27 protein-coding genes are annotated in these 23,129 nt (G+C 43.3%); 10 read left to right on the top strand and 17 right to left on the bottom strand.

Annotated elements, in window-relative coordinates; all coding sequences use genetic code 11:
* Positions 1-9: 9 nt before the first annotated feature.
* From argS to pta, 8 genes are all read right to left on the bottom strand, one after another.
* The gene (gene argS, locus BO48_RS04795) at positions 10-1,659 is read right to left on the bottom strand and encodes an arginine--tRNA ligase (RefSeq protein ID WP_496366273.1); all 1,650 of its coding nucleotides are present in this window, start codon (positions 1,657-1,659) and stop codon (positions 10-12) included.
* Positions 1,656-2,057 (bottom strand): YwiB family protein, encoded by a 402-nt coding sequence (locus tag BO48_RS04790; RefSeq protein ID WP_496366272.1) that lies wholly within the window; start codon positions 2,055-2,057, stop codon positions 1,656-1,658. The genes argS and BO48_RS04790 overlap by 4 nt, the downstream gene beginning before the upstream one ends.
* A gap of 198 nt (positions 2,058-2,255) precedes the next feature.
* Positions 2,256-2,780 (bottom strand): YwhD family protein, encoded by a 525-nt coding sequence (locus tag BO48_RS04785; protein WP_496366271.1) that lies wholly within the window; start codon positions 2,778-2,780, stop codon positions 2,256-2,258.
* A 12-nt stretch (positions 2,781-2,792) separates the two neighbouring features.
* A complete protein-coding gene (locus BO48_RS04780; RefSeq protein WP_496366270.1) occupies positions 2,793-4,097 on the bottom strand; it encodes an HD domain-containing protein in 1,305 nt (434 codons plus the stop codon).
* A gap of 135 nt (positions 4,098-4,232) precedes the next feature.
* Entirely contained in the window at positions 4,233-4,436 is a 204-nt protein-coding gene (locus tag BO48_RS04775; protein ID WP_496366269.1) for a hypothetical protein, read from the bottom strand.
* A gap of 54 nt (positions 4,437-4,490) precedes the next feature.
* Positions 4,491-5,669, bottom strand: coding sequence for an MFS transporter (locus tag BO48_RS04770; RefSeq protein ID WP_496366268.1), 1,179 nt, complete (start codon positions 5,667-5,669; stop codon positions 4,491-4,493).
* Positions 5,670-5,716: 47 nt separating this feature from the next.
* Positions 5,717-6,550 carry a lipoate--protein ligase family protein gene (locus BO48_RS04765; RefSeq protein ID WP_496366267.1) on the bottom strand — a complete coding sequence of 278 codons (834 nt, stop codon included), beginning with the start codon at positions 6,548-6,550 and terminating at the stop codon, positions 5,717-5,719.
* Positions 6,543-7,535, bottom strand: a complete 993-nt coding sequence (gene pta, locus BO48_RS04760) for a phosphate acetyltransferase (RefSeq protein WP_496366266.1) — start codon at positions 7,533-7,535, stop codon at positions 6,543-6,545. The genes BO48_RS04765 and pta overlap by 8 nt, the downstream gene beginning before the upstream one ends.
* Positions 7,536-7,672: 137 nt before the next feature.
* On the opposite strand from pta, the gene hemQ reads away from it, so the two are divergent.
* The 3 genes from hemQ to fdxA all read left to right on the top strand — a co-directional run bounded on the left by hemQ (position 7,673) and on the right by fdxA (position 9,486).
* Positions 7,673-8,419 (top strand): hydrogen peroxide-dependent heme synthase, encoded by a 747-nt coding sequence (gene hemQ, locus BO48_RS04755; RefSeq protein ID WP_496366265.1) that lies wholly within the window; start codon positions 7,673-7,675, stop codon positions 8,417-8,419.
* Positions 8,420-8,869: 450 nt separating this feature from the next.
* Positions 8,870-9,127, top strand: a complete 258-nt coding sequence (locus BO48_RS04750) for a hypothetical protein (RefSeq protein WP_496366264.1) — start codon at positions 8,870-8,872, stop codon at positions 9,125-9,127.
* 119 nt (positions 9,128-9,246) lie between these two features.
* Complete coding sequence (gene fdxA, locus BO48_RS04745) at positions 9,247-9,486, top strand: 4Fe-4S ferredoxin (RefSeq protein WP_092985153.1); 240 nt, start codon at positions 9,247-9,249, stop codon at positions 9,484-9,486.
* A gap of 158 nt (positions 9,487-9,644) precedes the next feature.
* Here fdxA and BO48_RS04740 read toward each other — a convergent pair whose 3' ends face one another.
* Genes BO48_RS04740 through BO48_RS04730 form a run of 3 tightly spaced genes read right to left on the bottom strand, consistent with a single transcriptional unit; the run spans position 9,645 to position 10,957 of the window.
* On the bottom strand, positions 9,645-10,007 hold the full coding sequence (locus BO48_RS04740) for a DUF423 domain-containing protein (protein WP_092985151.1): 363 nt from the start codon (positions 10,005-10,007) through the stop codon (positions 9,645-9,647).
* Positions 10,008-10,025: 18 nt separating this feature from the next.
* Positions 10,026-10,307: a DUF5327 family protein gene (locus BO48_RS04735; protein WP_496366263.1), complete on the bottom strand. Its 282-nt coding sequence runs from the start codon at positions 10,305-10,307 to the stop codon at positions 10,026-10,028.
* On the bottom strand, positions 10,304-10,957 hold the full coding sequence (locus tag BO48_RS04730; RefSeq protein ID WP_496366262.1) for a uracil-DNA glycosylase: 654 nt from the start codon (positions 10,955-10,957) through the stop codon (positions 10,304-10,306). Before BO48_RS04730 ends, BO48_RS04735 begins: the two co-directional genes overlap by 4 nt.
* Positions 10,958-11,073: 116 nt before the next feature.
* Here BO48_RS04730 and thiD point away from each other — a divergent pair, with 116 nt between their 5' ends.
* The 4 genes from thiD to folE2 are packed head-to-tail and all read left to right on the top strand — an operon-like array spanning position 11,074 to position 13,890.
* Positions 11,074-11,904: a bifunctional hydroxymethylpyrimidine kinase/phosphomethylpyrimidine kinase gene (gene thiD / locus BO48_RS04725; protein ID WP_496366261.1), complete on the top strand. Its 831-nt coding sequence runs from the start codon at positions 11,074-11,076 to the stop codon at positions 11,902-11,904.
* Between the two features lie 56 nt (positions 11,905-11,960).
* Complete coding sequence (locus BO48_RS04720) at positions 11,961-12,320, top strand: DUF1806 family protein (RefSeq protein ID WP_496366260.1); 360 nt, start codon at positions 11,961-11,963, stop codon at positions 12,318-12,320.
* 12 nt (positions 12,321-12,332) lie between these two features.
* Positions 12,333-13,001 carry a bacillithiol biosynthesis deacetylase BshB2 gene (gene bshB2 / locus BO48_RS04715; RefSeq protein ID WP_496366259.1) on the top strand — a complete coding sequence of 223 codons (669 nt, stop codon included), beginning with the start codon at positions 12,333-12,335 and terminating at the stop codon, positions 12,999-13,001.
* A gap of 10 nt (positions 13,002-13,011) precedes the next feature.
* Complete coding sequence (folE2, locus tag BO48_RS04710; protein ID WP_496366258.1) at positions 13,012-13,890, top strand: GTP cyclohydrolase FolE2; 879 nt, start codon at positions 13,012-13,014, stop codon at positions 13,888-13,890.
* A gap of 162 nt (positions 13,891-14,052) precedes the next feature.
* Here folE2 and BO48_RS04705 read toward each other — a convergent pair whose 3' ends face one another.
* Genes BO48_RS04705 through BO48_RS04685 form a run of 5 tightly spaced genes read right to left on the bottom strand, consistent with a single transcriptional unit; the run spans position 14,053 to position 18,339 of the window.
* The gene (locus BO48_RS04705) at positions 14,053-14,934 is read right to left on the bottom strand and encodes a Cof-type HAD-IIB family hydrolase (RefSeq protein WP_496366257.1); all 882 of its coding nucleotides are present in this window, start codon (positions 14,932-14,934) and stop codon (positions 14,053-14,055) included.
* A 44-nt stretch (positions 14,935-14,978) separates the two neighbouring features.
* Entirely contained in the window at positions 14,979-15,464 is a 486-nt protein-coding gene (tadA, locus tag BO48_RS04700) for a tRNA adenosine(34) deaminase TadA (RefSeq protein WP_496366256.1), read from the bottom strand.
* A complete protein-coding gene (locus BO48_RS04695; protein ID WP_496366255.1) occupies positions 15,448-16,152 on the bottom strand; it encodes an HAD family hydrolase in 705 nt (234 codons plus the stop codon). Before BO48_RS04695 ends, tadA begins: the two co-directional genes overlap by 17 nt.
* Before the next feature lie 40 nt (positions 16,153-16,192).
* A complete protein-coding gene (locus BO48_RS04690) occupies positions 16,193-17,137 on the bottom strand; it encodes an NAD-dependent epimerase/dehydratase family protein (protein ID WP_496366254.1) in 945 nt (314 codons plus the stop codon).
* A gap of 11 nt (positions 17,138-17,148) precedes the next feature.
* The gene (locus tag BO48_RS04685; RefSeq protein WP_496366253.1) at positions 17,149-18,339 is read right to left on the bottom strand and encodes a glycine C-acetyltransferase; all 1,191 of its coding nucleotides are present in this window, start codon (positions 18,337-18,339) and stop codon (positions 17,149-17,151) included.
* 161 nt (positions 18,340-18,500) lie between these two features.
* On the opposite strand from BO48_RS04685, the gene BO48_RS04680 reads away from it, so the two are divergent.
* The 3 genes from BO48_RS04680 to BO48_RS04670 are packed head-to-tail and all read left to right on the top strand — an operon-like array spanning position 18,501 to position 22,029.
* Positions 18,501-19,676, top strand: coding sequence for a M20 metallopeptidase family protein (locus BO48_RS04680; protein WP_496366252.1), 1,176 nt, complete (start codon positions 18,501-18,503; stop codon positions 19,674-19,676).
* A complete protein-coding gene (locus tag BO48_RS04675) occupies positions 19,667-20,857 on the top strand; it encodes an amidohydrolase (RefSeq protein WP_496366251.1) in 1,191 nt (396 codons plus the stop codon). The genes BO48_RS04680 and BO48_RS04675 overlap by 10 nt, the downstream gene beginning before the upstream one ends.
* Entirely contained in the window at positions 20,854-22,029 is a 1,176-nt protein-coding gene (locus BO48_RS04670; RefSeq protein ID WP_496366250.1) for a M20 metallopeptidase family protein, read from the top strand. The genes BO48_RS04675 and BO48_RS04670 overlap by 4 nt, the downstream gene beginning before the upstream one ends.
* 66 nt (positions 22,030-22,095) lie before the next feature.
* Here BO48_RS04670 and BO48_RS04665 read toward each other — a convergent pair whose 3' ends face one another.
* A complete protein-coding gene (locus BO48_RS04665) occupies positions 22,096-23,121 on the bottom strand; it encodes a serine hydrolase domain-containing protein (RefSeq protein WP_496366249.1) in 1,026 nt (341 codons plus the stop codon).
* Positions 23,122-23,129: the final 8 nt, after the last annotated feature.

Below are 23,129 nucleotides of genomic sequence, written 5' to 3'. Positions count from 1 at the left end.
CCTAAGATACTACATTTTTTCCGGTGCCGTAACACCGACCAGCTTAAGCGCGTTTTGCAATGTTTGTCTGACTGCTTCTATCATTAATAAATATGCTTTTGTTTTCACTTCATCATCGCTGAGTACTTTTTCCGCATTATAAAACTTGTGGAAAGTACTTGCAAGCTCCTGAATATACGTCGCAATTCTGTGGGTCGCACGGTGATGCGCAGAGCCTTTCACGACATTCGGGAATGCAGCCATCTTCTTGATCAGATCCAGCGCCTGTTCATTTTTGATGACCGAGACGTCTGCATTTTCATCGACTTCATGACTGGATTCTTTGGCCTGTCTTAAAATACTGCAGATCCTTGCATGAGCATACTGTGCATAATATACAGGGTTGTCGCTTGATTCCGACTTGGCCAGATCCATATCGAAGTCAAGATGGGAGTCTGAACTTCTCATCGCCAGGAAGTAGCGGCAGGCATCGACACCGATTGTATCGATCAATTCACGGAGCGTCACAGCCTTGCCCGTACGCTTGCTCATCTTGACCTCTTCGCCGTTTTCAATCAGGCGGACCATCTGCATAATTTTAATTTCAAGCATTTCCGGATCTTTGCCGAGTGCACCGAGAGAGCCTTTCAAACGATGGATATACCCATGGTGGTCTGCACCGAAAATGTTGATCAGTTTATCGAAGTCTCTTTCAACCTTATCATAGTGATAGGCAACATCCGGCATTAAATAAGTGTACGTGCCGTCACTTTTACGTAATACACGGTCTTTATCATCACCGAAATCCGTCGTACGGAGCCACAGGGCGCCGTCCGCTTCAAATGTATAACCGTTCTCAGTCATTACATCAAGTGCAGCATTCACCTCTTTTGTTTCATAAAGCGAAGTTTCGCTGAACCAGTTGTCGAAGCTGACATTGAAATCATCGAGATCTTTTTTCAGCTTCTCCATTTCATAGTCCACGCCGAGCTTTCTGAACATCTGGATACGGTCCTGTTTTGTCGTATCGACAAGTTCCGGAGATGCTTCAGCGAGTTTCTGTCCGATACTCTGAATATCTTTGCCCATATAGCCGTCATCCGGCATGACCAGTTCCTGCCCGAGCGCTTCAAGGTAACGGGCGTCAATTGATAAAGCCAGGTTATCAATCTGGTTCCCTGCATCGTTGATGTAGTATTCACGTTCAACATCATGTCCTGCAAAATCCATGATATTGGCCAGTGTATCTCCGACACTCGCGTTTCTCGCGTGGCCAATATGGAGATCCCCGGTCGGATTCGCACTGACGAATTCAATGAGTACCTTTTCTTTTACTTCCGGCGTCGAACGGCCGAAGTTTTCCCCCTGCGCCATCACCTGCGGAATCACCTGTGTCACTGATGATTCATCCATGAAGAAGTTTATAAATCCGGGGCCTGCAATCTCGACGGATTTAATGCTGGCTGCTGATTCGTCCAGATGTTCAATGATTGATGCTGCTATATCCCTCGGATTCTTCTTCGCCTGCTTAGTCAATGTCATTGCAACATTCGAGGAAAAATCTCCATTTGCTTTATCTTTTGGTGTTTCAATTTTAATATCGGGTACTTCCGACACTATCCCGGACTTTTTCACTGCATTTTCCAATGCTTCTGACAACCCAGCTTTTAAATTCATCATTGACCCTCTCTCTCTAATTTATATTGGTAGCTTCCTAATAAGTGACCGTGTTCAAATAATTCATAGTCAATAATAATCTGATTCTCCAAAGCTATAATCTGCTTTGTATATATTGTGAAGTGATGCCTTCCGGCGGGCGATTCATAAAATGTATCCGTCTCTTCGCCTTCGACAAAGTGGAATTTCATATTGACCACGCCGCTTCTGTTAATCTTGATGAATTCATCATTGATTCTCAGGACTACATCTAATTTATGTTCGTCCATCTCCTCCTGATATTTCAAATAACGGTCACGTTTAATAATATCCGTCACTTCAACCTCCTGTGAGAAAGACTGCTTTTCATCGTGCATATCAACTTTTTGAGTAAGTGAAAAACTCAATTTTTTATCTTTCATATAATCACCTGCAAGTAAGGTAAATTATAACATATTCATAGTTATAAAGAGATTATAAATGCAAAAAAGACAGGGAGTTACCCTGTCTAAGTGTCCTAGTTATATTTTATATAACTATATAGTATTTTATAGTCGTTTGACGAAATCTGCAAGTCTCATTTAGAAAAGTCTTATTTTAGACAAATTCATGCTGTGATTTTAATCGTCTTTCATGACTTCTTTCAACTTATCGGAGTTATCCCACATCTCACGGTTATGCTCCATTAAGAATTTCTTCAATGAGCTTCTGCTCTCTTGATCCATATCGTCTATGATGATGTGCCCTTTCATGGATCGATCCATCTGATTGACGTGTTCATGCATCATCTTATAACCGCGTTTTTTTGTCTTATTGATCAGCTCGTAACATGAAGTGACACCTTCATAGACCGGGCCGTCCTGAGTTCTTTCAACTGTGACCCAGACCAGCCAGAATTCTCTTTGGCCTTCACCTTTCGGTTCCTCTATGTCATTGACCCACTTCACACGTCTTTCCACGTCCGCACGCCCATGCAGTCCCCCGACATCGATGAAAGTTTCCTGGGTATCGATATCGATATAGACAGGCGCGACGTTTTCCACACTGATTGAGCCGAAGTTCTGGCCTTTATGACCGGTCAACGGGTCGTCCTTAATAATATTAAACTGAAAACCTGGTTTCTTTTTGCTGGAATCATTCGACATTTTATCCTGCTCCTATGCTAATTGATTCAAAATATTTATTATTTCACCTTTAATTTCAAGGTCTTCTATCGCCAATATCTTCTCTTTTGGATAATATAACTTCGACTCCATACGGTGGACACCTGTAATGGAGTGGATGATTGCAGACTGACTGCTTATCTCCCGCAGTTCACCGTTACTTTTTTGAAGGTGGATCGGCTTCCGGTTATTGTTTGTGCCCGGACGGTCGTAATCATATGGCAAATCTGAAAATGAATCACTGAAAAAGTAATAGTCCGGATCAATCCCTGCTTTTTTAAACAGGTCTTCCAGCTCACTTTTTGTAATATAAGAACCGTCAAAAGGCAAGTATTTGAACAACTCCCGGTTAACAAAACGGTTTGCGAGATCTGATAAGATTTCATCATCTTCATGTATCCATTCCTGAAGATAGAAATTGACCACCATTTCATCCAGCCGCAAATAATCATGGACCGAAACATCTTCTTCAAAGAAAGGGATGAAATACTTTGGTGCCTGTTTAAATATGTGGCCTTTTTCGTGTAAATACTTAGCCCGTCTCAAAGCGAGGTTCAACAGTACTTCCCCGCCTCTTGATACAGGATGGAAATATACCTGCCAGTACATCTGATAACGGCTCATCAAATAGTCTTCCACCGCATGCATGCCGCTTTCCTTTATGATGACTTCTTCTTTTGTCGGACGCATGACACGCAGTATTCTTTCCATATCAAATTGACCGTAGCTGACACCTGTATAGTAGGAATCCCGCTGAAGGTAATCCATCCGGTCCGCATCAATCTGGCTTGAAATCATGCTGATGACCAGCTTATTCTCATGTGTCTGATCAATCACCTTTGCCACCTGCAGAGGGAAGTCAGGGCTGACACGTTTCAATACCGCATTGACATCGGTGTCCCCCAATATGATTTTACCCGTATACGCCTCATGATCCGTATGGAATATTTTCTCGAAACAATGGGAAAACGGTCCATGGCCGAGGTCATGCAGCAGAGCAGAAGCAAGCGCAAGCAGCCGGTCCTCTTCCTCCCACTCATCATATTCCTTGAAGTTTTCTGTCATGCGCCTGACAATTTCATATACTCCAAGGGAATGGTTGAAACGTGTATGTTCTGCGGAATGAAAGGCCAAATACAATGTACCCAGCTGTTTTATCCTGCGGAGGCGCTGGAATTCTCTTGTTTTTATCAAATCCCATATCAACTGGTCCCGTACATGGACATACCGATGCACAGGGTCTTTAAAAACCTTTTCTTCCACAAGCTGTTTTTTCGAATATGGTAATTCTGCCAACATAATTCATGCCTCCTCCACTCTCAATTCCATATTATCATAAGTCATATTATTAAGTACAAATCACCGGCCTGTATCACAATCTTACACAAAAATATACGGCAGATGAATCCATCATCTGCCGTATATTTTATCCATTTATTCATTGGACGTCTTTTTATCGCTTTTTTGTTTTCTCACTTCTTCTTCACGCTCAAAATCTTTTTTCACTTCTTCATTCGGCGGCTGATCAGGCGGCACCTGTTCTTTAAATTCATCTTCCTGGACTTTCTTTTTCTTGTTCAATTCTTTTTCCTCTTCACGGGTTGTCATTCGTCTATGCTCATCGTTTCTATTATCCATGCATCATAACCCCCTCTTTATGGTATCAATTCCCACTTCACACAGGGGGTTAAACTAAATTTCCGATTTTTCTTCATGTCTGCCGTAAACAAAATGATAGATCAGCATGGCAGTAAATATCGATATTACCAGCAGCTGGTACAATCCGCTGTACCCGACGGAAGGGACGAGCATGCCTAAGAAAAACGGTCCGAATCCAAGACCGATTTCCAGCATGATGAAAAATGTCGATGTTGCAAGCCCCACATTTTCTTTCTTAGCAATATTTACACAGACCGCCTGGGCGACAGACTGGAAATTACCGAATCCGAGTCCGATTAAAAATCCCGCAGACAGCAGGACAATTCCCACTGTCGCCTGCCCCATTACGAAAAATCCCGCAGCCATTATAATAAACGCCGGATACTGAATAACGTTGGCGCCGAAGCGGTCCAGTATCTTTCCGGTGACAGGGCGCGTCAGAAGAATCGCTGCAGAGTACACGAGAAAAAACATACTCGCAGCTGTAACCAGGTTTATCTCTATCGCATACAGATTCAGAAACGATAATATTGCAGAATAGGCAATACCCATAAACAGGACGACCGTGCCCATCGGCAGAACTTCCCTGTCAATCATGACAAACTTCGCTTTCGCTGACCCGGCAGGTCTGACCGTGTTGTTTATTTTAATGAAGGGCAGCATAAAGGAAATTCCAAGAACGATAATACCGATATAGATTAACATCGTATTAAAACTGATATATTCCAACAACAGGAATGACAGGAACGGTCCGACGGCAGAACCCAGCACCATACTTAGACTGAAGTGGCTGATGCCTTCCCCGCGCCTCTCGGGCGGTACGGATATTGTTGCCAAAGTGTTGAGCGATGTACTGATGATTCCTGTTGCGAGTCCGTTCAATAATCGGACGGCGATTAAAAAATAAAGTCCGCCGTCTATGAAATACAGAATATAAGTCGCAAAAAACAGCAGTGTGCCGATATACATTATTTTTTGTGCACCCATATTATTGATCTGATAACCCGAAAGCGCTCTGCCGATCAGCACCCCGACGATAAAGATGCTCGCCACAAAGCCCGCAATGCTTGTTGCGGCATCATACTTTTCAATAGAGACGTTACCGACTGTCACAAGCGTCGAATACATTGAAAACATGACTATAAAATGAAATATGAATATGACTGTAAATTCGCGTGTCCATATCCTGCCTTTATGCCTGCTTTTGGACAAAACACCCTCTCCTTTCAAAACCAATTATAAAAACCAGTGACGCTCAGTCACTGGCTGTTATGTGAAAATATTTCCCGGTCTTTATTTCCACGGACCTTTTCATTGCGTTTAATCATACGATGAATATATTGTTCGTACCTGTCACCATATTCAGCAGGCACCTTATAAGTATTATCTGAATCGACATTTAATACACTCAGAAATTTACCGAGCATATCTTCAACCGTCCAATTTTCATCCAATAATTCGTTCAATGATGCCATCACCTGAGGTCGAATCAATGGATATTCAAACTTCGTCTCTGCATCTTTTTTCGCATGACGGTAAAATTCCTTCATTATTTCTCCACGGGCTGCGCCTGAACCGGATACCGACAGATAAATCTGTACGGCCACCCCGTTTTTTATGCGTCTCTGGGAAATACCGGCAAACTTTTTACCTTCAATACTCAAGTCATAGCTTCCTGGACAGTAACTGCCTTTAATTTCATACGCTTTGACGTCTGCATTTTCGAGTACGGCGCCGACCAGGTCGAGCATCAGATCATATCCTTCATCAATCATGGGTGCTTTTTCCTTTTCCATAATCAAAGAGATGTTTAAAATGCCGTCATCCAATACGACTCCGAGCCCGCCGCTGTTTCTGACAATATAGTCATAGCCGACAGAAGATAAATACGAAAGACCATCTTCCAGATGCGGCAGCCTTGCGTCATGCAGCCCCAATATGACAAATGGATCATGTACCCAGGCACGAAACTTGAGCGACTTCTCCTCGCCCGCAATCTCCTGAAGGACATCATCTATCGCAAATGAATGATAAGGATGAGCTGTCTCTGATGCCGGTATATAATCCCATTGTTCGTTGAATAATTTATTCATTTCCGTTTTTGATGGCGAGTGCCTGCGTGGCTGTAAATAATGCCAGATTATATACTTCGTCCGACGTACAGCCGCGTGAAAGGTCATTTACCGGCTGGTTGAGCCCCTGGAGAATGGGTCCGTAAGCTTCAAAACCGCCGAGTCTCTGAGCAATTTTATAGCCGATATTCCCCGCTTCCAAAGTCGGGAAAATAAAGACATTCGCATTTCCTTTTATTTCTGAATCCGGTGCTTTTTTCTCTGCAACACTTGGAACAAACGCCGCGTCGAATTGGAATTCTCCGTCTATCGGCACTTCAGGCAATTTATCTTTGGCATATTGTGCCGCTGTCCTGACGCGTTCTGTCTCTTCAGTTTTAGCAGAGCCGTGTGTTGAGAAGCTGAGGAGCGCAACAACAGGGTCTACATTGAAACTTTGAGCTGTTTTTGCAGTTTCCACTGCGACTTCAGCAAGTTCTTCTGCATTCAATACGGGGTTGATTGCACAGTCGCCCATTACATACAATTCGTCTTCACGCAGCATGAAGAAGATTCCGCTTGTACGGGATACACCGGGCTTTGTTTTAATGATCTGCAATGCGGGGCGGACCGTGTTCGGTGTGGAATGCATCGCACCTGAAACCAGGCCGTCTGCTTTATTGGTATAGACAAGCATTGTGCCAAAGTAATTCACATCGTTTAAGATTTCTTCAGCCTGCTCTTTTGTCACTTTTCCATTTCTTCTCTCAACAAAAGCATCTACCAGCTCTTCTTTGTCACTGCAGTCTACAGGATTTATAATTTCCAGATTCTCTATATCCAATGACTCTTTTTCAGCCAGTTTTATAATTTCATTTTCATTTCCTAATACAATAGGATGAACGTAAGATGTCTTGTTCAATTCAATGGCAGCTGTCAAAATTCGAAGGTCAATACCTTCAGGAAAAACTACTCTTACATTTTTTCCATCTAAGTTCGCTTTTAGTTCATCTAAAAATTGACTCATAGTTTCCTCCTTGAAATGCCTATGTACGAAATAATTATACCTTTTCTGTCACATGATTTCATCCCTAAATCCTTTTAAAACGTTTTCAGATAGAGTAATATAGATATGATAACAATTAAAAAGAGAGGTTTTTAAAGATGAGCGAAGCTGTTTCAACGTTAGATGGATGGTGGAGTTTGCATTTATTATATAATGTTGACTGGACATCTCTGAGATTACTTGAAGATTCGGAGAAAGATGAATTGATTGGTGAATTACAATCATTCCTGGACCGTCAGGAAGAGGTTCATAAAAATAAAGAAGGCAGCTATTCATTTTATAATGTTACCGGACAAAAAGCAGATCTGATTCTTTGGATGCTGCGTCCGACAGTTGACGAATTGAACAAGCTGGAACTTGAATTTAATAAACTCGGCATCAGTGATTTCCTGATCCCATCCTACTCATATGTCTCTGTAGTGGAAATGAGCAGTTATCTGGCGAAAGATTCCGACGAAGATCCATACGAGAATCCTTATATAAAAGGCCGTCTGTACCCGGAAGTGCCTAAATCAAAATACATCTGTTTCTATCCGATGGATAAAAAACGTGACCTGGATGATAACTGGTACATGCTTCCAATGGAAGACAGACAGCGTCTGATGAGAGATCACGGAATGATTGGCCGTCAGTACGCGGGCAAAGTAAAACAGTTCATCACCGGTTCACAGGGACTGGATGAATACGAATGGGCAGTCACTTTATTCTCAGATGATATGCTTCAATTCAAAAAGATTATCTATGAGATGAGATTTGACGAGACGTCTGCACGTTACGGCGTATTCGGCGACTTTTTCGTAGGTGTACATCTTCCTACTCCGGAATTACCGGAATTTTTCAAGTAAAGTAAGAAGAACACATGTTTAAACACCATCTGAATCGGCTATAATATAATGTTCGATTAAACTAAGTGAAAGGGTGTTTATATGGGGAGATTAATTAGAAGACTCGCTATAATTATTGCGCCTATAATCATTAAAAAGATATTCAATAAGAATAAGTCTGATAAACGACGTTAATTTAAAAGCTTGCTGCGTTATGATATAAAGTAACCGGCAAGCTTTTTATAATTTGTTTGACACCCCTTAATGTGGGCTATAACTTATTAATATACTAATTTTTAGGGGGACTTCATATGTCTAGAATCATCCGCAGACTCGCATGGATTTTAATTCCGATGGTGATACGAAAAGTCACACGCGGCAAAGGCAAAAAATAGCGGAAAGCCGAGAACCGCCTGTTAATAGAACTTTATTTTTGTTAACATTAATAAAAATCGTAAACGGGGAAAGTATATGTTGACTGGAAACAAACAGAAAAGACTCATACTCATCTTTACAGGATCAGTCACTTCTCTTGTAGCAATCGCTTTATTAGCAGTCGGATTCATCTTTTTAATTTCTGAAGGTGAAATGTTCGGATTGGCAATTATATTATTCGGGCTGGTTTCAATTTGGTTTGCACTGAGGGAATTTAAAGAGTATCATCAGTTGAAGAGAGAAGCAGAAGAAGCGCAGAGTCAGAGTGATATTACACAAAAAAAGTCAGACTAAATGAGTATTTTAGCTGAGTACCCAGAAATGGTTTGAATTTTTTTAAATATTCACTTACTATTCAATTATAACCTAAATTAAAGTTGACGAATCCATATATATTGAAGGAGGTAATTCTAATGGCATTTGTAATCACTCAACCGTGCATTGGCGAGAAATCTGGTGACTGTGTTGATGTATGTCCTGTAGATTGTATAGAAGAAGGTAAAGAAATGTTCTATATCGACCCGGATATCTGCATCGACTGCGGCGCATGCGTAACAGTTTGCCCGGTAGACGCAATCATTGAAGAATACGATATGACTCCAGAGGACGAACCGTTCCTGGAAAAGGCAAAAGAATTCTACGGTTTAAAATAGAATAAAGTAATACTTATAACCAAACCCCGCGCGGGTTTGGTTTTTTTGTTTATCGGGGGATGTGGACCGCTGCCTTTCCTGCCCCGGAAGACGGAGGTTCTGCCAAAGAAAAAGCCACGTCCGGTGCCTTTCGGCAACAGATGTGGCTTTAAACAAATTTATACTTTCACTATCCCGATAATCACCATTACCCAGGCTGCTAAAAACAGGACGCCCCCGATCGGTGTCACTGCACCGAGTATTGAAATTCCGGAGACTGCAAGCACATACAGCGATCCGCTGAAAAATATGATACCTGCAAACATCAGCCAGCCGGCAACATTCATCGGTATATCTGTCATGCCGATTAAAATACCAATCGCTATCAGACCCATTGCATGAAACATCTGGTATTGCACTGCGGTTTCCCAAACGGCTAAATAGTGATCGGATATTTTACCTTCCAGTCCGTGTGCGCCGAATGCGCCCAGCGCCACTGATATAAATGCGTTGACCGCACCTAAAATTACAAACAACTTCATCATCAATTACTCCTTTTATTAAAAATCAAAAATCGAATCGTTTTTATCGTCATCCGCCGGACCGCTTCCTTTACTTCTGCCGCCCATCAATTCAAGCATTTCCTCATCTTTTCTTGTCATCGCCGATTTTTCATCCACCGCTTTGGAAGCCGCTCCCTGTTTCACATCAGGTTTCTGGTCTTTTAAAATACCGACCAGTGTCTCAACCGCGTAAAGATGTTTTTCAAATTCATTGGGCAGACTTGACACTTCCAGCATATGCAGCTCCGACTTGATCTGATTTATAATCTGCTGTTTCATTTCTGCTCACTCCAATCCACCATTGCCCGGCTGTTCTCTTTCAAATATTCATTCGTCCGGCTGAACGGCTTCGAACCGAAAAATCCGCGGTATGCCGATAGAGGACTCGGATGAACGGACTTTATGATCAAATGTTTAGAAGCATCAATCAGCGTTTCTTTTTTCTGTGCGGGTTTGCCCCACAGGATGAACACGACATTTTCCAATTCTTCTGAAACAGTTTCTATCACACTGTCGGTAAACTGCTCCCATCCGAGACCCCGGTGGGAATTCGCTTCGTGGGCATTGACGGTCAGTACTGTATTGAGCAATAAAACACCCTGGCCCGCCCAGTCTTTCAGGCTGCCGCCGGTCCGTACAATATTCAGATCATCTTCCAGTTCCTTATACATATTCCGGAGGGACGGCGGTATTTTTATGCCTTCGTTTACAGAAAATGCAAGGCCGTGCGACTGACCCTCTCCGTGATAAGGGTCCTGCCCCAGTATGACCACTCTGACATTTTCAAATGAAGTCAGCTCAAAAGCTGTGTAGATTTCTTCCCTCGGCGGGAACACTCTGCCGTTTTTATATTTGTCATCCAGCACTTCTTCAAGAGTGCTGAAGTCCTGTTTTTCTTTAATTTTTTTAAATACTTCAGGCCATTCCATTTAATCACCTCTTACAAAATTTTATTATACCATTCAAGTAAGCAATGCTCTAGAATTACAACGCCAAATATAGTAAAATATCATTATTAATCTATAGTAGGAAAAGAGGAACTTTTATGGGGCTTCAAAAAACTCTAACAATCGCAGGAACCGACGTCAGCGGAGGTGCAGGTATAGCTGCTGACTTAAAGACATTCCAGGAGTACGAAACTTATGGAATGTCTGTGATTGTAACCACTGTGACAATGGACCCGGAAACGTGGTCGCACAGAGTATTCCCTACAGCTTTGGAAGTTGTAGACTCACAATTAGAAACTGCTTTATCGCTGTCGCCTGATGCTATAAAAACAGGCATGCTTCCATCAGAAGAAGTGATTGAAAAGGCTAAAGATGCCTATTTGAACAGTGATGCCAAAGCATTCGTCATAGATCCTGTCATGGTCTGTAAAGGTGACGATGAAGTCTTAAATCCGGGACTCGTGGACGCAATGATCCAGCATCTGATTCCACATGCGACAATTGTCACACCAAACCTGGTTGAAGCAGGTCATCTGACAGGCCGTAAAACACCTAAAACTTTAGAGGAAGTTAAGCAGTGTGCGGAAACTATTATCAAGATGGGTGCAAAACACGTCATCATTAAAGGCGGTACAGGCATCGACGGTGACAAAGCAGTTGATGTATACTATGATGGTGAAGAATTCCATCTGTTAAAATCTGATAAGATTGATGCTTCATTCAACCACGGTGCAGGCTGTACATTCGCTTCAGCGATTACGGCAAACATCGCAAAAGGCAAGACACCGCTGGAGGCTGTCCAGACAGCGAAGGCTTTCGTCACATCAGCGATTAAGAACGGATGGAAAATGAACGAACATGTCGGCGTTGTCAGACATGGTGCTGCAAACACCGTAGAAGAAGTACAAGTGAATGATGAACAGATATAAAGAGGGAGATAGTTCAGCTATCTCTTTTCAAATGCAAAAGTAGGAGTGTCATGTGAATGGAGAAAATCGACCGCGATAAAGTACAGGAAGTGTTGAATCAATACCAGAATCAACCTGTTTATGTACATGTTGAAATAACGAGCGGCATGTATGCAAATCATTTAAATAATGAGGTCTTTAATGTCGGCACATTCATGCGGAATGTCCAAGTCGAATTTGTCCAGGGCGCTATCAGAGGCGGAAAAGACGGCGAGTACCGTGTCGGTTTGAAATTGGTGAACGGTGGCTGGATTTACGTCCTTGGTCTGACACATTATGTTATAAATGAGAACGATGAATTTATCCTGCATGGTTTTGACCATGATGGGAAAATGGCAAGTGCATTAGAGATATCCGTTAAGGAATTTTTCAAATAGGAGGTAATTAAGATGGAGAAAGAAAGACATGTTTTAGTTGTCTTCCCCCACCCCGATGATGAGGCATTCGGTGTTTCCGGAACAATCATGAAATATATCGATGCCGGCGTTCCGGTAACATATGCCTGCCTGACATTCGGTGATATGGGACGGAGCCTGGGTTATCCTCCATTTGCAACGAGAGAATCACTGCACGATATCAGAAAGAAAGAAGTGGAAAAAAGTGCTGAAATAATGAAATTGACCGATTTGAGACTGCTCGGTTACAGAGATAAAACACTCGAGTTTGAACCGCCCGGTCATCTAACTTCAGTCATGAAAGATTTAATTGATGAATTGAATCCTTCGACCATCATTTCTTTTTATCCCGGGTATTCAGTACACCCCGACCACGAAGCGACGGCTGATGCTGTAGTGGAGGCAGTCACAGAGATGAACCCCGCAGACAGACCGGAATTGCACCTGGTCGCTTTTGACAAAAACACTTTGGAAGATCTCGGCGAGCCTGATATCATTAACGATATTACAGGCTATGAAGACAGAAAAGAGCAGGTCATGGCAGCGCACATCTCACAGACCGGTCCTCTGTTGAAGAGACTTGCAGCAGAAACAATAGATGGAAAAGAAACAAGAGAAGCATATTTAAAACTGGAGCAATTTTACAGTTACGATATAAATTAAGGAGATTGTTATGGAAGAGTTGGATTTAACGACACGAGAAGGTCGTTTTAAACATTTTGGTTCTGTTGAGCCTGTGAAAGGAACAAAGCCGACAGATAAATCTGAAATGGCTGATCTTCAAAATTCTAAAAAAGATTTTTTATTCGCAGTAGAATCTGTTGGTATCAATAATTTAAGTTATCCTGTGGTGATTGGTGATTATCAATCAGTCGGGAATTTTGAACTCGCGACAAGTTTACGACGTGATGAAAAAGGCGTTAATATGAGCCGCCTGCTGGAAGCGTTGGAAACTGAAAACAGCAATGGAGTCACACTTGATTTTGAAACACTGGAACAAGTACTGCTTGTACTCCGTGACCGCATGCGCCAGGAAAATGCTGAAGTTACAGCTGACGGTAAATGGTACTTTTCAAAACCGAGTCCGGGGACGAACTTACACGGCATTGCACATGCAGATGTAAAATATTCACTTGCACTGGATAAATCAGGTTTGACAAGACAGCAGTTCGGTATGACAGCAATGGTCACAACACTCTGCCCGTGTTCAAAAGAAATCAGTGAATACGGTGCACATAACCAGCGCGGCTACGTAAAAGTTTTAATAGATGTAGACCCGGATGCTGAAATACCTGAAAACCATAAAGAAATCGTTTATGAATTATTGGAAATAAATGCATCAAGCCAGCTTTACCCTGTTTTAAAAAGAACAGATGAAAAAATGGTAACTGAACGCGCATATGAAAATCCGCGTTTCGTAGAGGACCTTATCCGTCTGATTGCTTATGATATTGCAGAACTTGACTGGGTATCCGGATTTGAACTTGAGTGCCGCAACGAAGAAAGCATCCATCAACATGACGCATTCAGCAGAATGACTTATAAAAAATAATAATAAAAGACATTACTCACATTATAAAAATGCACATTACTAAAATTTACTTTTAGTAATGTGCATTTTAATTTGGCTAATATTTCTGCATTGTTATATTAAAATGATGATATGTTATGCGAAACACAGTACATCTTAACTTTTAATGACATCGGACGTCTTTTATTTTGCCGTATTTTCATATTCATTATTCAATACATTTTCTATCGCTGTTGCCACACCATCTTCAACGTTTGTTCCAGTGACAACGTCTGCAATCGCTTTGACTTCCGATGTTGCATTCCTCATCGCTACGGCAGTGCCGACACGTTTCAGCATGGAAATATCATTTAAGTTATCGCCGATTGCCATCGTATCTTTTAAATCAACATTGAGATCTTCAGCCATTCTTTCAAGTGCGATGCCTTTTTGGGCGGATGTATGCGTCAGTTCGATGTTGCCGTATGATGATGCAGATACTGCAAAATCATCAATTTCGTTCAAATAGTTTTTCGCCCGCACAAGCTTTGGCATACTCGCCGAAGCGGCCAGAAACTTTAACACTTCTTCATCTTTCCGCTCGTATATTTCCCTGTAATCCGATACTTCTTTCAAAGAAGTTTTAGCCAGTCTTTCGCGCATCAGTCTGCGTATTTTCTCGACGTTCGGACTGCCGCCGGATTGTTCAGCAAGCTCGATGAAAATATCTATGTCTCTCTCGATACTCGTTGTATAAATTGCGTGATCTGTATAAACCTGATAGAAAAGATTTTCAGATTTAAAAATATCAGTGGCCTCGGTGATCAATTCACTGTTCAGCGGATAATTTGCTATCACTTCATGCTGTTCATTACGGACCTGGGCACCATTCAAACATATATACGGAAGGTTCAGATCATACTCTCTGACGATTCCATGCGCTTCATAAAAAGCCCTTCCCGTCGCAATCACTACCTGTATTCCCTGTTCAAGCGCCTTATTAATCGCGAGGATCGTCCTCGGGGTAATTGAATGCTCAGGTGTCAGCAGGGTTCCGTCCATATCTATTGCTATCAACTTGACCATAAGCTATATAAAACTCCCTTTGATTTTATTTATATAATAGAATTCTATCTTTGCCTGTCCTGTGATTTCTTTTGGCGCAAATCCCTGAAAAATCTTTTAAGCAGCTGACTGCATTCCTCTTCCAGTACTCCCGCAGTCACTGTCGGTCTGTGATTGAATCTTGGTTCATCCAATAATTCCATCAGACTCCGGACTGTCCCGCCTTTTGGGTCATAGGCACCGAAAACGACGTGGGACACACGGCTCATTATTATTGCGCCGGAACACATTACACAGGGCTCCAGAGTAACATATAAAGTACAATCTTCTAAACGGAATGAGTCAAAATGTCCGCTTGCATGATGAATTGCGAGTATTTCAGCATGTGTCAGAGGATGACTGTTCGTTTCCCGTAAATTATGCGCCCGCACAATAATTTCACCATTATAAACCACCACTGCCCCGATAGGTACTTCGCCTTTATCAAATGCTTTTCCGGCTTCTTCAAGTGCCGCCTTCATAAATTCGTTATGATTATTTTCTTTTATCATGCAGTATAAACTCTCCACTTTCAATCAGATCCGTCACACTGTCCACAATCAGATCCGCGCCTTTCAAGTGCTCTCTTTTTGAAGTTCCGCTCAATACGCCGATTGTATAGAGCCCTTCATCTTTACCCAAAAGCGTATCCGCATTATTATCACCGACCATTACCACTTCATCGACTGCATAGTTGTGTCTGTTTAAAAACGGGTACAGCACACGGATATCCGGTTTTTGATAATCTGTATCATCACCGGCAACAATATCATCTATCAGATCCGTAAGTTCAAGTTGTTTAATAAAAAGCTCGGTTCCTTTTCGGCTGTCACTTGTGACAATAACGTTTTTATAACCTAAAGACTTCAATCTTCTGAGCACTGCTCTCGAACCGTCAATAAGTTCCATATGCTCAGCGATGAAATCCAAATTCTCTTCATAGAATGCCTGCGCCCACTCCCCGCCGCCCCGGGCGAACTTTTCATATTCTTCATGAATATCTGTACCTGTGCCGCTGGCTGCAACAGAGTCGGATTGCATCTTATTATTGACTAAACCAAGTGCACGGGCGACATTTTCTTTTTGCGAACGAATGTCAAAGTGTTCAGTAAAAGCTTCAACACTTTTAATTGCAAAAGGAGTCCAGACTTTTTCGTAATTCAACAACGTGCCGTCCTTATCAAACAGTATCGCTTTCAATGACTATCCTCCTAGCAAAAATAAGAAGGCAAAAGCCTTCTTATAATTTTTCTTTTATTGCATTGATCATTTCCACTGTCATTTTCTCTAAATCGTATTTCGGATTGAAACCCCACTGCTCTCTCGCTGCACTGACATCAATCGCATCCGGCCAGCTGTCGGCAAGGCCCTGGCGGACAGGATCCACATCATATGACAGCTCAAAATCCGGAATATGTTTTTTTATTTCATTCGCAACAGTTTCCGGTTCGATGCTCATTGCAGTGACATTAAATGCATTGCGGTCGGTTAAATTTTCCTCGTCGGCTTCCATCAGCTTAATGATGGCATCTATCGCATCATCCATATACATCATGTCCATATAAGTCCCTTCACCTATATAGGAAGTATAACTGCCGTTTTTAACCGCTTCAAAAAATATTTCTACAGCATAATCTGTCGTACCGCCGCCCGGCTCTTTAATGTGTGATATTAAGCCTGGAAAACGCACCCCGCGCGTATCCACGCCGAATTTCGAGTGGTAGTAGTCACACAGCAGCTCACCGGAGACTTTATTCACGCCGTACATGGAAGTCGGCCGCTGGATTGTTGTCTGCGGTGTATCTTTTTTAGGTGTCGAAGGACCGAATGCTCCGATTGAACTCGGTGTGAAAAACTTGATTTTCCCTTTTCTCGCAACTTCCAGGGCATTGACCAGCCCGCCCATGTTGATGTCCCATGCGATCATCGGTTTTTCTTCACAAGTTGCACTGAGCAGTGCTGCCATATGCATAAGGGTATCCGGTTCGAACTCATCAGCCAACTCTACCATTTCATTATACCTTCTTACATCCAGTATCTTAAATGGTTTGCCTTTTAAAGGTCCTTCCGCCGGTTCTTTGATATCTGTCGGCAAAACATTCTCTTCGCCGTATAGCTCCCTCAGCCTTACTGTCAGCTCCGTTCCAATCTGTCCGAGCGCCCCTGTTATTAAAATTCTTTTCATAATAAACCCCTTCAGGAAATAACTTTTAGTTCTTTTCCGACTTTCTCATAGATTTTGAGTGCATCATCCAGCATGTCTTTCGTATGTGATGCCATCGGCATATTGCGTACGCGTCCCGTACCTCTCGGCACTGTCGGGAAAACGATGGATTTTGCATAGACGCCCTCTTCCATCAGACGCTTAGAGAATTCCTGAGTTGTCTTCTCATCCCCGATGATACAAGGTGTAATCGGTGTTTCTGAATTGCCGATATCAAAGCCCAGTTCTTTTAAACCGTTCTTCAAATAATCTCCGTTTTCCCAAAGCTGGTCATGCAGTTCAGTGGAATCCATTAGCATCTTGACCGCTTCATTAATCGCTTTCGTATCCCCCGGTGTCAATGAAGTCGAGAACAGGAATGGACGTGCCGCCACTTTTAAGTAATCAATGAGTGCCTGTGTACCTGCCACATAACCCCCGACAACGCCAATCGCTTTGGACAGTGTACCCATCTGAATATCCACCTCTTTTTCAAGTCCGAAGTGTTTCACAGTACCTGCGCCTTTACCCATTACGCCTGAACCGTGCGCATCATCCACATAAGTGATCAAGTCGAATTCTTTTGCGATTTCAACGATTTCAGGCAGTTTCGCAACGTCGCCATCCATTGAAAACACACCGTCGGTGATATACATCACTTTTCTATATTTACCGGACTCTACCGCCTCTTTTGCCTTTTGTCTCAAGTCCACCATATCCGAATGGTTGACACGGATGATTTTTGCACGTGACAGACGGCAGCCGTCAATGATTGAAGCATGGTTCAGTTCATCTGAAAGAATCGCATCTTCCTTGTTCATCACACCTTGGATTGCTGCCATATTACAGTTAAAGCCGGACTGGAATGCGACCGCCGCTTCAGTCCCTTTGAATTTTGCCAGCGTTTCCTCGAGCTCAACATGGACATCGAGCGTACCATTGATAGTTCTGACCGCGCCCGCTCCGACACCATGTGAATCGATCGTTTCTTTGGCTGCTTTTTTCAATGTTTCGTTCGTTGCCAGCCCCAGATAGTTATTGGAAGATAAATTGATTAATTTTTTATCGTCAATATTGATTTTCGGACCGTTAGCGCCCTTCACCACATTGATTTCATTATATAATCCATTATCCTTTAACTCCTTAAGGTTAGCTGATAAGTAATCGTTTAATATTTTAGACATTTACCTCTCTCCTCTCATATTAATTCTATCATAATTAAGCGCTTTCTTTGAATGAAAACTGGTATAATCCTAGTAATCGAAGTATTCTTTCTATATCAAATAGTTTATAAAATTAAAAATATTTGATAAAATAAAATACTATCTAAAATGGAGGTTAGTATATGACTATAAATGAAATGGCTGAGTCCTTCCTTCCTAAAATGATCGAGCATAGAAGATATCTGCATATGCATCCGGAAGTATCATTCCATGAAGTGGAAACTTATAAATATATATTAAAATATTTACAGCAGTATGAAGATTTGAAAATCCGTGAAAATGTCGGTGGCAAAGGTCTGCTGGCAACGTTCGGCGAAGGGCATCCCCATATAGCGATCCGTGCGGATTTTGATGCACTGCCGATTCATGATGACAAAGATGTGCCGTATAAATCCACGGTCGACGGTGTCATGCATGCCTGCGGCCATGACGGTCATACGAGTACTTTATTCGCCCTGGTGGATATTTTGAACGAACAGCAGGCAGCCGGCAAATTGAACGGCTCCGTGTCGTTCATCTTCCAGTTCGCAGAAGAAGTCCAGCCCGGCGGCGCTGTATCGATGGTTGAAGATAACGTACTGGACGGCGTTGATAAAGTATACGGCCAGCACTACTGGAGCCAGTATCCGACGCACACCGTCAAGGCAAAACCCGGTCCGATCATTTCGAGCCCGGATTATTTTGTCATTACAATTAACGGTAAAGGCGGACATGCGGCCCACCCTCACGATGCAGTCGACCCTGTGCTGATTGCAGCAGAAGTCATTACAAACCTGCAGAGCGTCGTTTCAAGACAGGTGTCCCCTATGGACAATGCCGTTGTGACATTTGGTAAAGTCAGTGCGGGTACAGCGTTCAACATCATACCTGAAACTGCTGAAATTGTAGGTACGGTCCGTACTTTCAAACCTGAAATCAAAGATAAGATTTATGAAATTTTCCAGAATGAAGTGGAATATACAACTAAAAAACGCGGGGCCACCGGCGATCTTTTTTACAATTACGGCTATCCTGCAGTCGTCAATCATGACGCTGAGGCGGATGTCATCGAACAGGCAGCCGAAAGTCTGGGGCTGCCGTTTGAAACCGCAAAACCGCTGATGATCGGTGAAGATTTCAGCTACTATATTTTAGAGAAGCCGGGTGCATTCTTCTTTACAGGCTCCGGCAACAACGATAAGCAGTCAAACTATGTCCATCATCATTCAATGTTTGATCTCGATGAGGACGCGATGGTGAGCGGCTTATCCATGTTCATGAAAATACTTGAGCTTGAGCAGGTGATTAAATGGAATTAAAAGATATAGAAAAATTTGCAAGTGATAATTTCAACGAACTCGTCAAACTGCGCCGTCATTTCCACATGAATCCGGAACTGTCCTTTAAAGAAGTGCACACACCGGCGTATATCGCAGACTACCTGCGTGACCTCGGGCTCGATGTGCAGGAAGGCGTCGGCGGCCGCGGTGTTGTCGGTAAGCTTATAATCGACGAAACGCTGCCCACAGCCGCTCTCCGTGCCGACTTTGACGCTCTGCCCATCCACGACCAGAAAGACGTGCCATACCGCTCTTTAGTCCCTGGAGTGATGCATGCGTGCGGCCATGATGCCCATACTTCGGTCATCATGACGGCAGCACGTATTTTAAGTGAAAATAAAAACGCCCTTAACGGGAACGTCGTATTCATATTCCAGCATGCTGAGGAAGTCGATCCAGGTGGTGCGATCCAGATGATCGCCGATGGATGCCTGGACGGCGTCGATACGATATTCGGCCAGCACGTTTCCACGAGTCTTGATATCGGTACAATCGGCTATAAAAAAGGGACGGCAACCGGCATGCCTGATGATTTCACGGTGAAGATAAAAGGCCGCGGCGGACATGCCTCAAAGCCGGACGGTGCAATCGATCCTCTGGCTGCAGCGATTTCTTTCTGCAACCAGATGCAGTACGCCGTCACACGCAGAGCCTCTCCGATGGAGCCTGTCGTTCTGTCCATCACGATGTTCAACGGCGGACACCAGCATAACGTCATTCCCGACGAAGTTGAAGTCGGCGGCACCATCCGTACATTCAACAAGGAAACGCAGGATGTCATGATCAAGGAGCTGAAAAAATGCCTTGAAGGCCTGGTTACGATCACCGGCATCTCATATGACCTCGATTACATGAAGGGTTACCCGCCTGTAGTGAACGATGATAAGAAAACGGACATCATCATTCAGGCTTCAGATGAAATCTCGACAGTAAATGCCATCCAGTCACTCGAGCCGGATCTTGGAGGAGAGGACTTCTCATACTATCTTCAAAGAGTACCGGGGACGTTTTATTACACAGGTGTCAGAAATGCCAGCTTCAGAGCGGATTACCCGCATCATCACGGCCTGTTTGATATTGACGAAAAAGGACTGATCAACGCATTGTCGGTAATGCTGCGTTCAGTGTTCATATATTTTGAAGAGGAGGCGTCAAAATGATGGATATTAAAAATGAGATTGAATCCAGATTTGAAGACATGACAGCCGTCCGCCGCCACATCCATAGATACCCGGAACTGTCATTTCAGGAAGAGAAAACCAAAGCTTATATATACGAGCAAATCAAAGACCTCCCTCTTAAAATAAAAAGGGATGTCGGCGGAAACGGCATTACCGCAAGATTACAAGTCAACAATGACTATAAAACCGTCGCACTCAGAGCGGATTTCGACGCACTGCCGATACAGGAGGAAAACGATGTCGAATATAAATCCGAATTTGACGGCATCATGCATGCATGCGGCCATGATGCACATACGGCAATGCTCATAACAACTGCTAAAATATTGTGTGATAATAAAGAGACCTTGCCTGTCAATGTCGTGTTCATCTTCCAGCATGCTGAAGAACAGCTACCCGGCGGCGCCAAAAGCATGGTCGAAGCCGGGGCCCTTGAAGATGTGGATTACATTTACGGCATTCACGTCTCAAGCTGCCTGCCAGTAGGGACTCTCGGCTATTCATACGGCTATAAGCATGCGAGTGCCGATGCATTTACATTCAATGTAATCGGCCGGGGCGGACATGGTGCAGAACCGCATGAAGCGATCGACCCGGTCGTTGCATCCGCCTCACTCATTCAGCAGCTGCAGACAATTGTTTCAAGAACTGTCGACCCGCTGAAATCCGCAGTCGTCACATCATCCATCTTCAATGCCGGCAGCGCGTTCAACGTCATACCGACCAAATCTGAAGTGACCGGAACCGTCCGTACATTCGAAAAAAGTGTCCAGGAACAAGTCATCACACGTATGGAAGGCATTCGAAAAGGCATCGGGGACAGCTTCAATTTAAAATGTGAACTCGACTACGTCAAAGGATATCCTGCAGTGTTGAACACTGATGAACAGGTTGACCTGTTACTTGAAACGAGCAGCGGCAACACGGACTTTATTACAGACTTTGAAGAAGTCGAGCCATCGATGGGCGGCGAAGATTTTGCGTACTACCTGGAGGAAAAGCCAGGTGTATTTTTCAATATCGGCACAAAAAATAAAGCCCTCGGGACAGACTACCCCCATCACCATCCTAAATTCAATATCGATGAAGAAGGATTGAAAGCGGGCGTCGAGTCTTACTTGAGACTCATCGCAGGATTCAAAGAGGCTTAAGTTCCGCCCTTAAATCGCAGCCAATTCAAAAAGGTCAAAATCCAGCGCGGATTTTGACCTTTTCATTTATTCATCCAATATTATATCCTCTGCTTCTTTCAACATTTCATAAGCATCATCTGCTTTATTGGAGCACACTACAATAGTATTATCCTGCTCCGGATAATGGACCGCACGGAAGTTGACCCCGGGATCATATCCCATCTGGATATATTTTATGACGGACGCGCCTGCAGTTTCCATATAACCGGCATAACCGTACTGGATATCTTCTGCAACATCCACCTGCGACTTTAAAAATTCCCGCTTCAGTTCATCTGACAAAAGCTTTCCATCCCGCACTGCTTTCCAGAATAAAGTGAAGTCTTCCGCAGTTACATATGACCCGCCGTCGGGACCGCCTTTGGCCGGTATTGAAAAGATATTCGCCCTCCAGCCGCCGTCTTCTTTTTCTATATGACCCGTCGCTGTATCAAAAGGCCGCTCGTCCGATTGAAAATACCCCGAAGCAAGCATACCCGCCCTTTGAAATATATTCTCCTCTATATACTTTGAAAACGCCATGCCGCTCTGCTGCTCGATGACCAGGCCCAAAATGATATAACCTGCGTTATTATATTTGAACGGACTGCCGGGTGCGCCATCCATCTCTTCATATTGGAACATCGGCAGAAAATCTTCCGGTGAGCGCATTTTGTACGCCGGGCGCTCTGCCCAAAGCATTTCATAATCATCCATTTCATTCTCGTCAAAATAATCCGGCACACCGGATGTATGCGTCAATAACTGATGTATGGTGACCCCTTCATCGAAGTATGGAAATTCAACATCCAGACAGTCGACCAGCCTGGCGTCAAAATTGAGTCTGCCCTCTTCTGCCAGCATACATATTGCGGCTGCTGTGAAAATCTTGCTGCCGGAAGCAATGGAAAACCGGGTCTTTGGATGATTTAATATTTTTTCTGAAATGTCCGCCCAGCCAAATGCCTCAGAAAATAATATTTCCGCTTCACACCTGACGTATATACTGCCTGAAAAGCCCAGTGCCTGTTGTCTGTCTTTCAAACGGTTCCAATCCATTTTATGATTCATGATCAATT

The sequence above is a fragment of the Lacicoccus kunmingensis DSM 17847 genome (assembly GCF_059568765.1).
Note: the sequence above shows the minus strand (reverse complement) of the source record. Positions and strands in the feature narration are given on the sequence as shown.

Bases quoted from the DNA above. Each gene is read 5' to 3' on its own strand.
- argS (WP_496366273.1), bottom strand. From the start codon at position 1,659: ATGATGAATTTAAAAGCTGGGTTGTCAGAAGCATTGGAAAATGCAGTG.
- BO48_RS04790 (WP_496366272.1), bottom strand. From the start codon at position 2,057: ATGAAAGATAAAAAATTGAGTTTTTCACTTACTCAAAAAGTTGATATG.
- BO48_RS04785 (WP_496366271.1), bottom strand. From the start codon at position 2,780: ATGTCGAATGATTCCAGCAAAAAGAAACCAGGTTTTCAGTTTAATATT.
- BO48_RS04780 (WP_496366270.1), bottom strand. From the start codon at position 4,097: ATGTTGGCAGAATTACCATATTCGAAAAAACAGCTTGTGGAAGAAAAG.
- BO48_RS04775 (WP_496366269.1), bottom strand. From the start codon at position 4,436: ATGGATAATAGAAACGATGAGCATAGACGAATGACAACCCGTGAAGAG.
- BO48_RS04765 (WP_496366267.1), bottom strand. From the start codon at position 6,550: ATGAATAAATTATTCAACGAACAATGGGATTATATACCGGCATCAGAG.
- pta (WP_496366266.1), bottom strand. From the start codon at position 7,535: ATGAGTCAATTTTTAGATGAACTAAAAGCGAACTTAGATGGAAAAAAT.
- hemQ (WP_496366265.1), top strand. From the start codon at position 7,673: ATGAGCGAAGCTGTTTCAACGTTAGATGGATGGTGGAGTTTGCATTTA.
- BO48_RS04750 (WP_496366264.1), top strand. From the start codon at position 8,870: ATGTTGACTGGAAACAAACAGAAAAGACTCATACTCATCTTTACAGGA.
- fdxA (WP_092985153.1), top strand. From the start codon at position 9,247: ATGGCATTTGTAATCACTCAACCGTGCATTGGCGAGAAATCTGGTGAC.
- BO48_RS04740 (WP_092985151.1), bottom strand. From the start codon at position 10,007: ATGAAGTTGTTTGTAATTTTAGGTGCGGTCAACGCATTTATATCAGTG.
- BO48_RS04735 (WP_496366263.1), bottom strand. From the start codon at position 10,307: ATGAAACAGCAGATTATAAATCAGATCAAGTCGGAGCTGCATATGCTG.
- BO48_RS04730 (WP_496366262.1), bottom strand. From the start codon at position 10,957: ATGGAATGGCCTGAAGTATTTAAAAAAATTAAAGAAAAACAGGACTTC.
- thiD (WP_496366261.1), top strand. From the start codon at position 11,074: ATGGGGCTTCAAAAAACTCTAACAATCGCAGGAACCGACGTCAGCGGA.
- BO48_RS04720 (WP_496366260.1), top strand. From the start codon at position 11,961: ATGGAGAAAATCGACCGCGATAAAGTACAGGAAGTGTTGAATCAATAC.
- bshB2 (WP_496366259.1), top strand. From the start codon at position 12,333: ATGGAGAAAGAAAGACATGTTTTAGTTGTCTTCCCCCACCCCGATGAT.
- folE2 (WP_496366258.1), top strand. From the start codon at position 13,012: ATGGAAGAGTTGGATTTAACGACACGAGAAGGTCGTTTTAAACATTTT.
- BO48_RS04705 (WP_496366257.1), bottom strand. From the start codon at position 14,934: ATGGTCAAGTTGATAGCAATAGATATGGACGGAACCCTGCTGACACCT.
- tadA (WP_496366256.1), bottom strand. From the start codon at position 15,464: ATGATAAAAGAAAATAATCATAACGAATTTATGAAGGCGGCACTTGAA.
- BO48_RS04690 (WP_496366254.1), bottom strand. From the start codon at position 17,137: ATGAAAAGAATTTTAATAACAGGGGCGCTCGGACAGATTGGAACGGAG.
- BO48_RS04685 (WP_496366253.1), bottom strand. From the start codon at position 18,339: ATGTCTAAAATATTAAACGATTACTTATCAGCTAACCTTAAGGAGTTA.
- BO48_RS04680 (WP_496366252.1), top strand. From the start codon at position 18,501: ATGACTATAAATGAAATGGCTGAGTCCTTCCTTCCTAAAATGATCGAG.
- BO48_RS04675 (WP_496366251.1), top strand. From the start codon at position 19,667: ATGGAATTAAAAGATATAGAAAAATTTGCAAGTGATAATTTCAACGAA.
- BO48_RS04670 (WP_496366250.1), top strand. From the start codon at position 20,854: ATGATGGATATTAAAAATGAGATTGAATCCAGATTTGAAGACATGACA.
- BO48_RS04665 (WP_496366249.1), bottom strand. From the start codon at position 23,121: ATGAATCATAAAATGGATTGGAACCGTTTGAAAGACAGACAACAGGCA.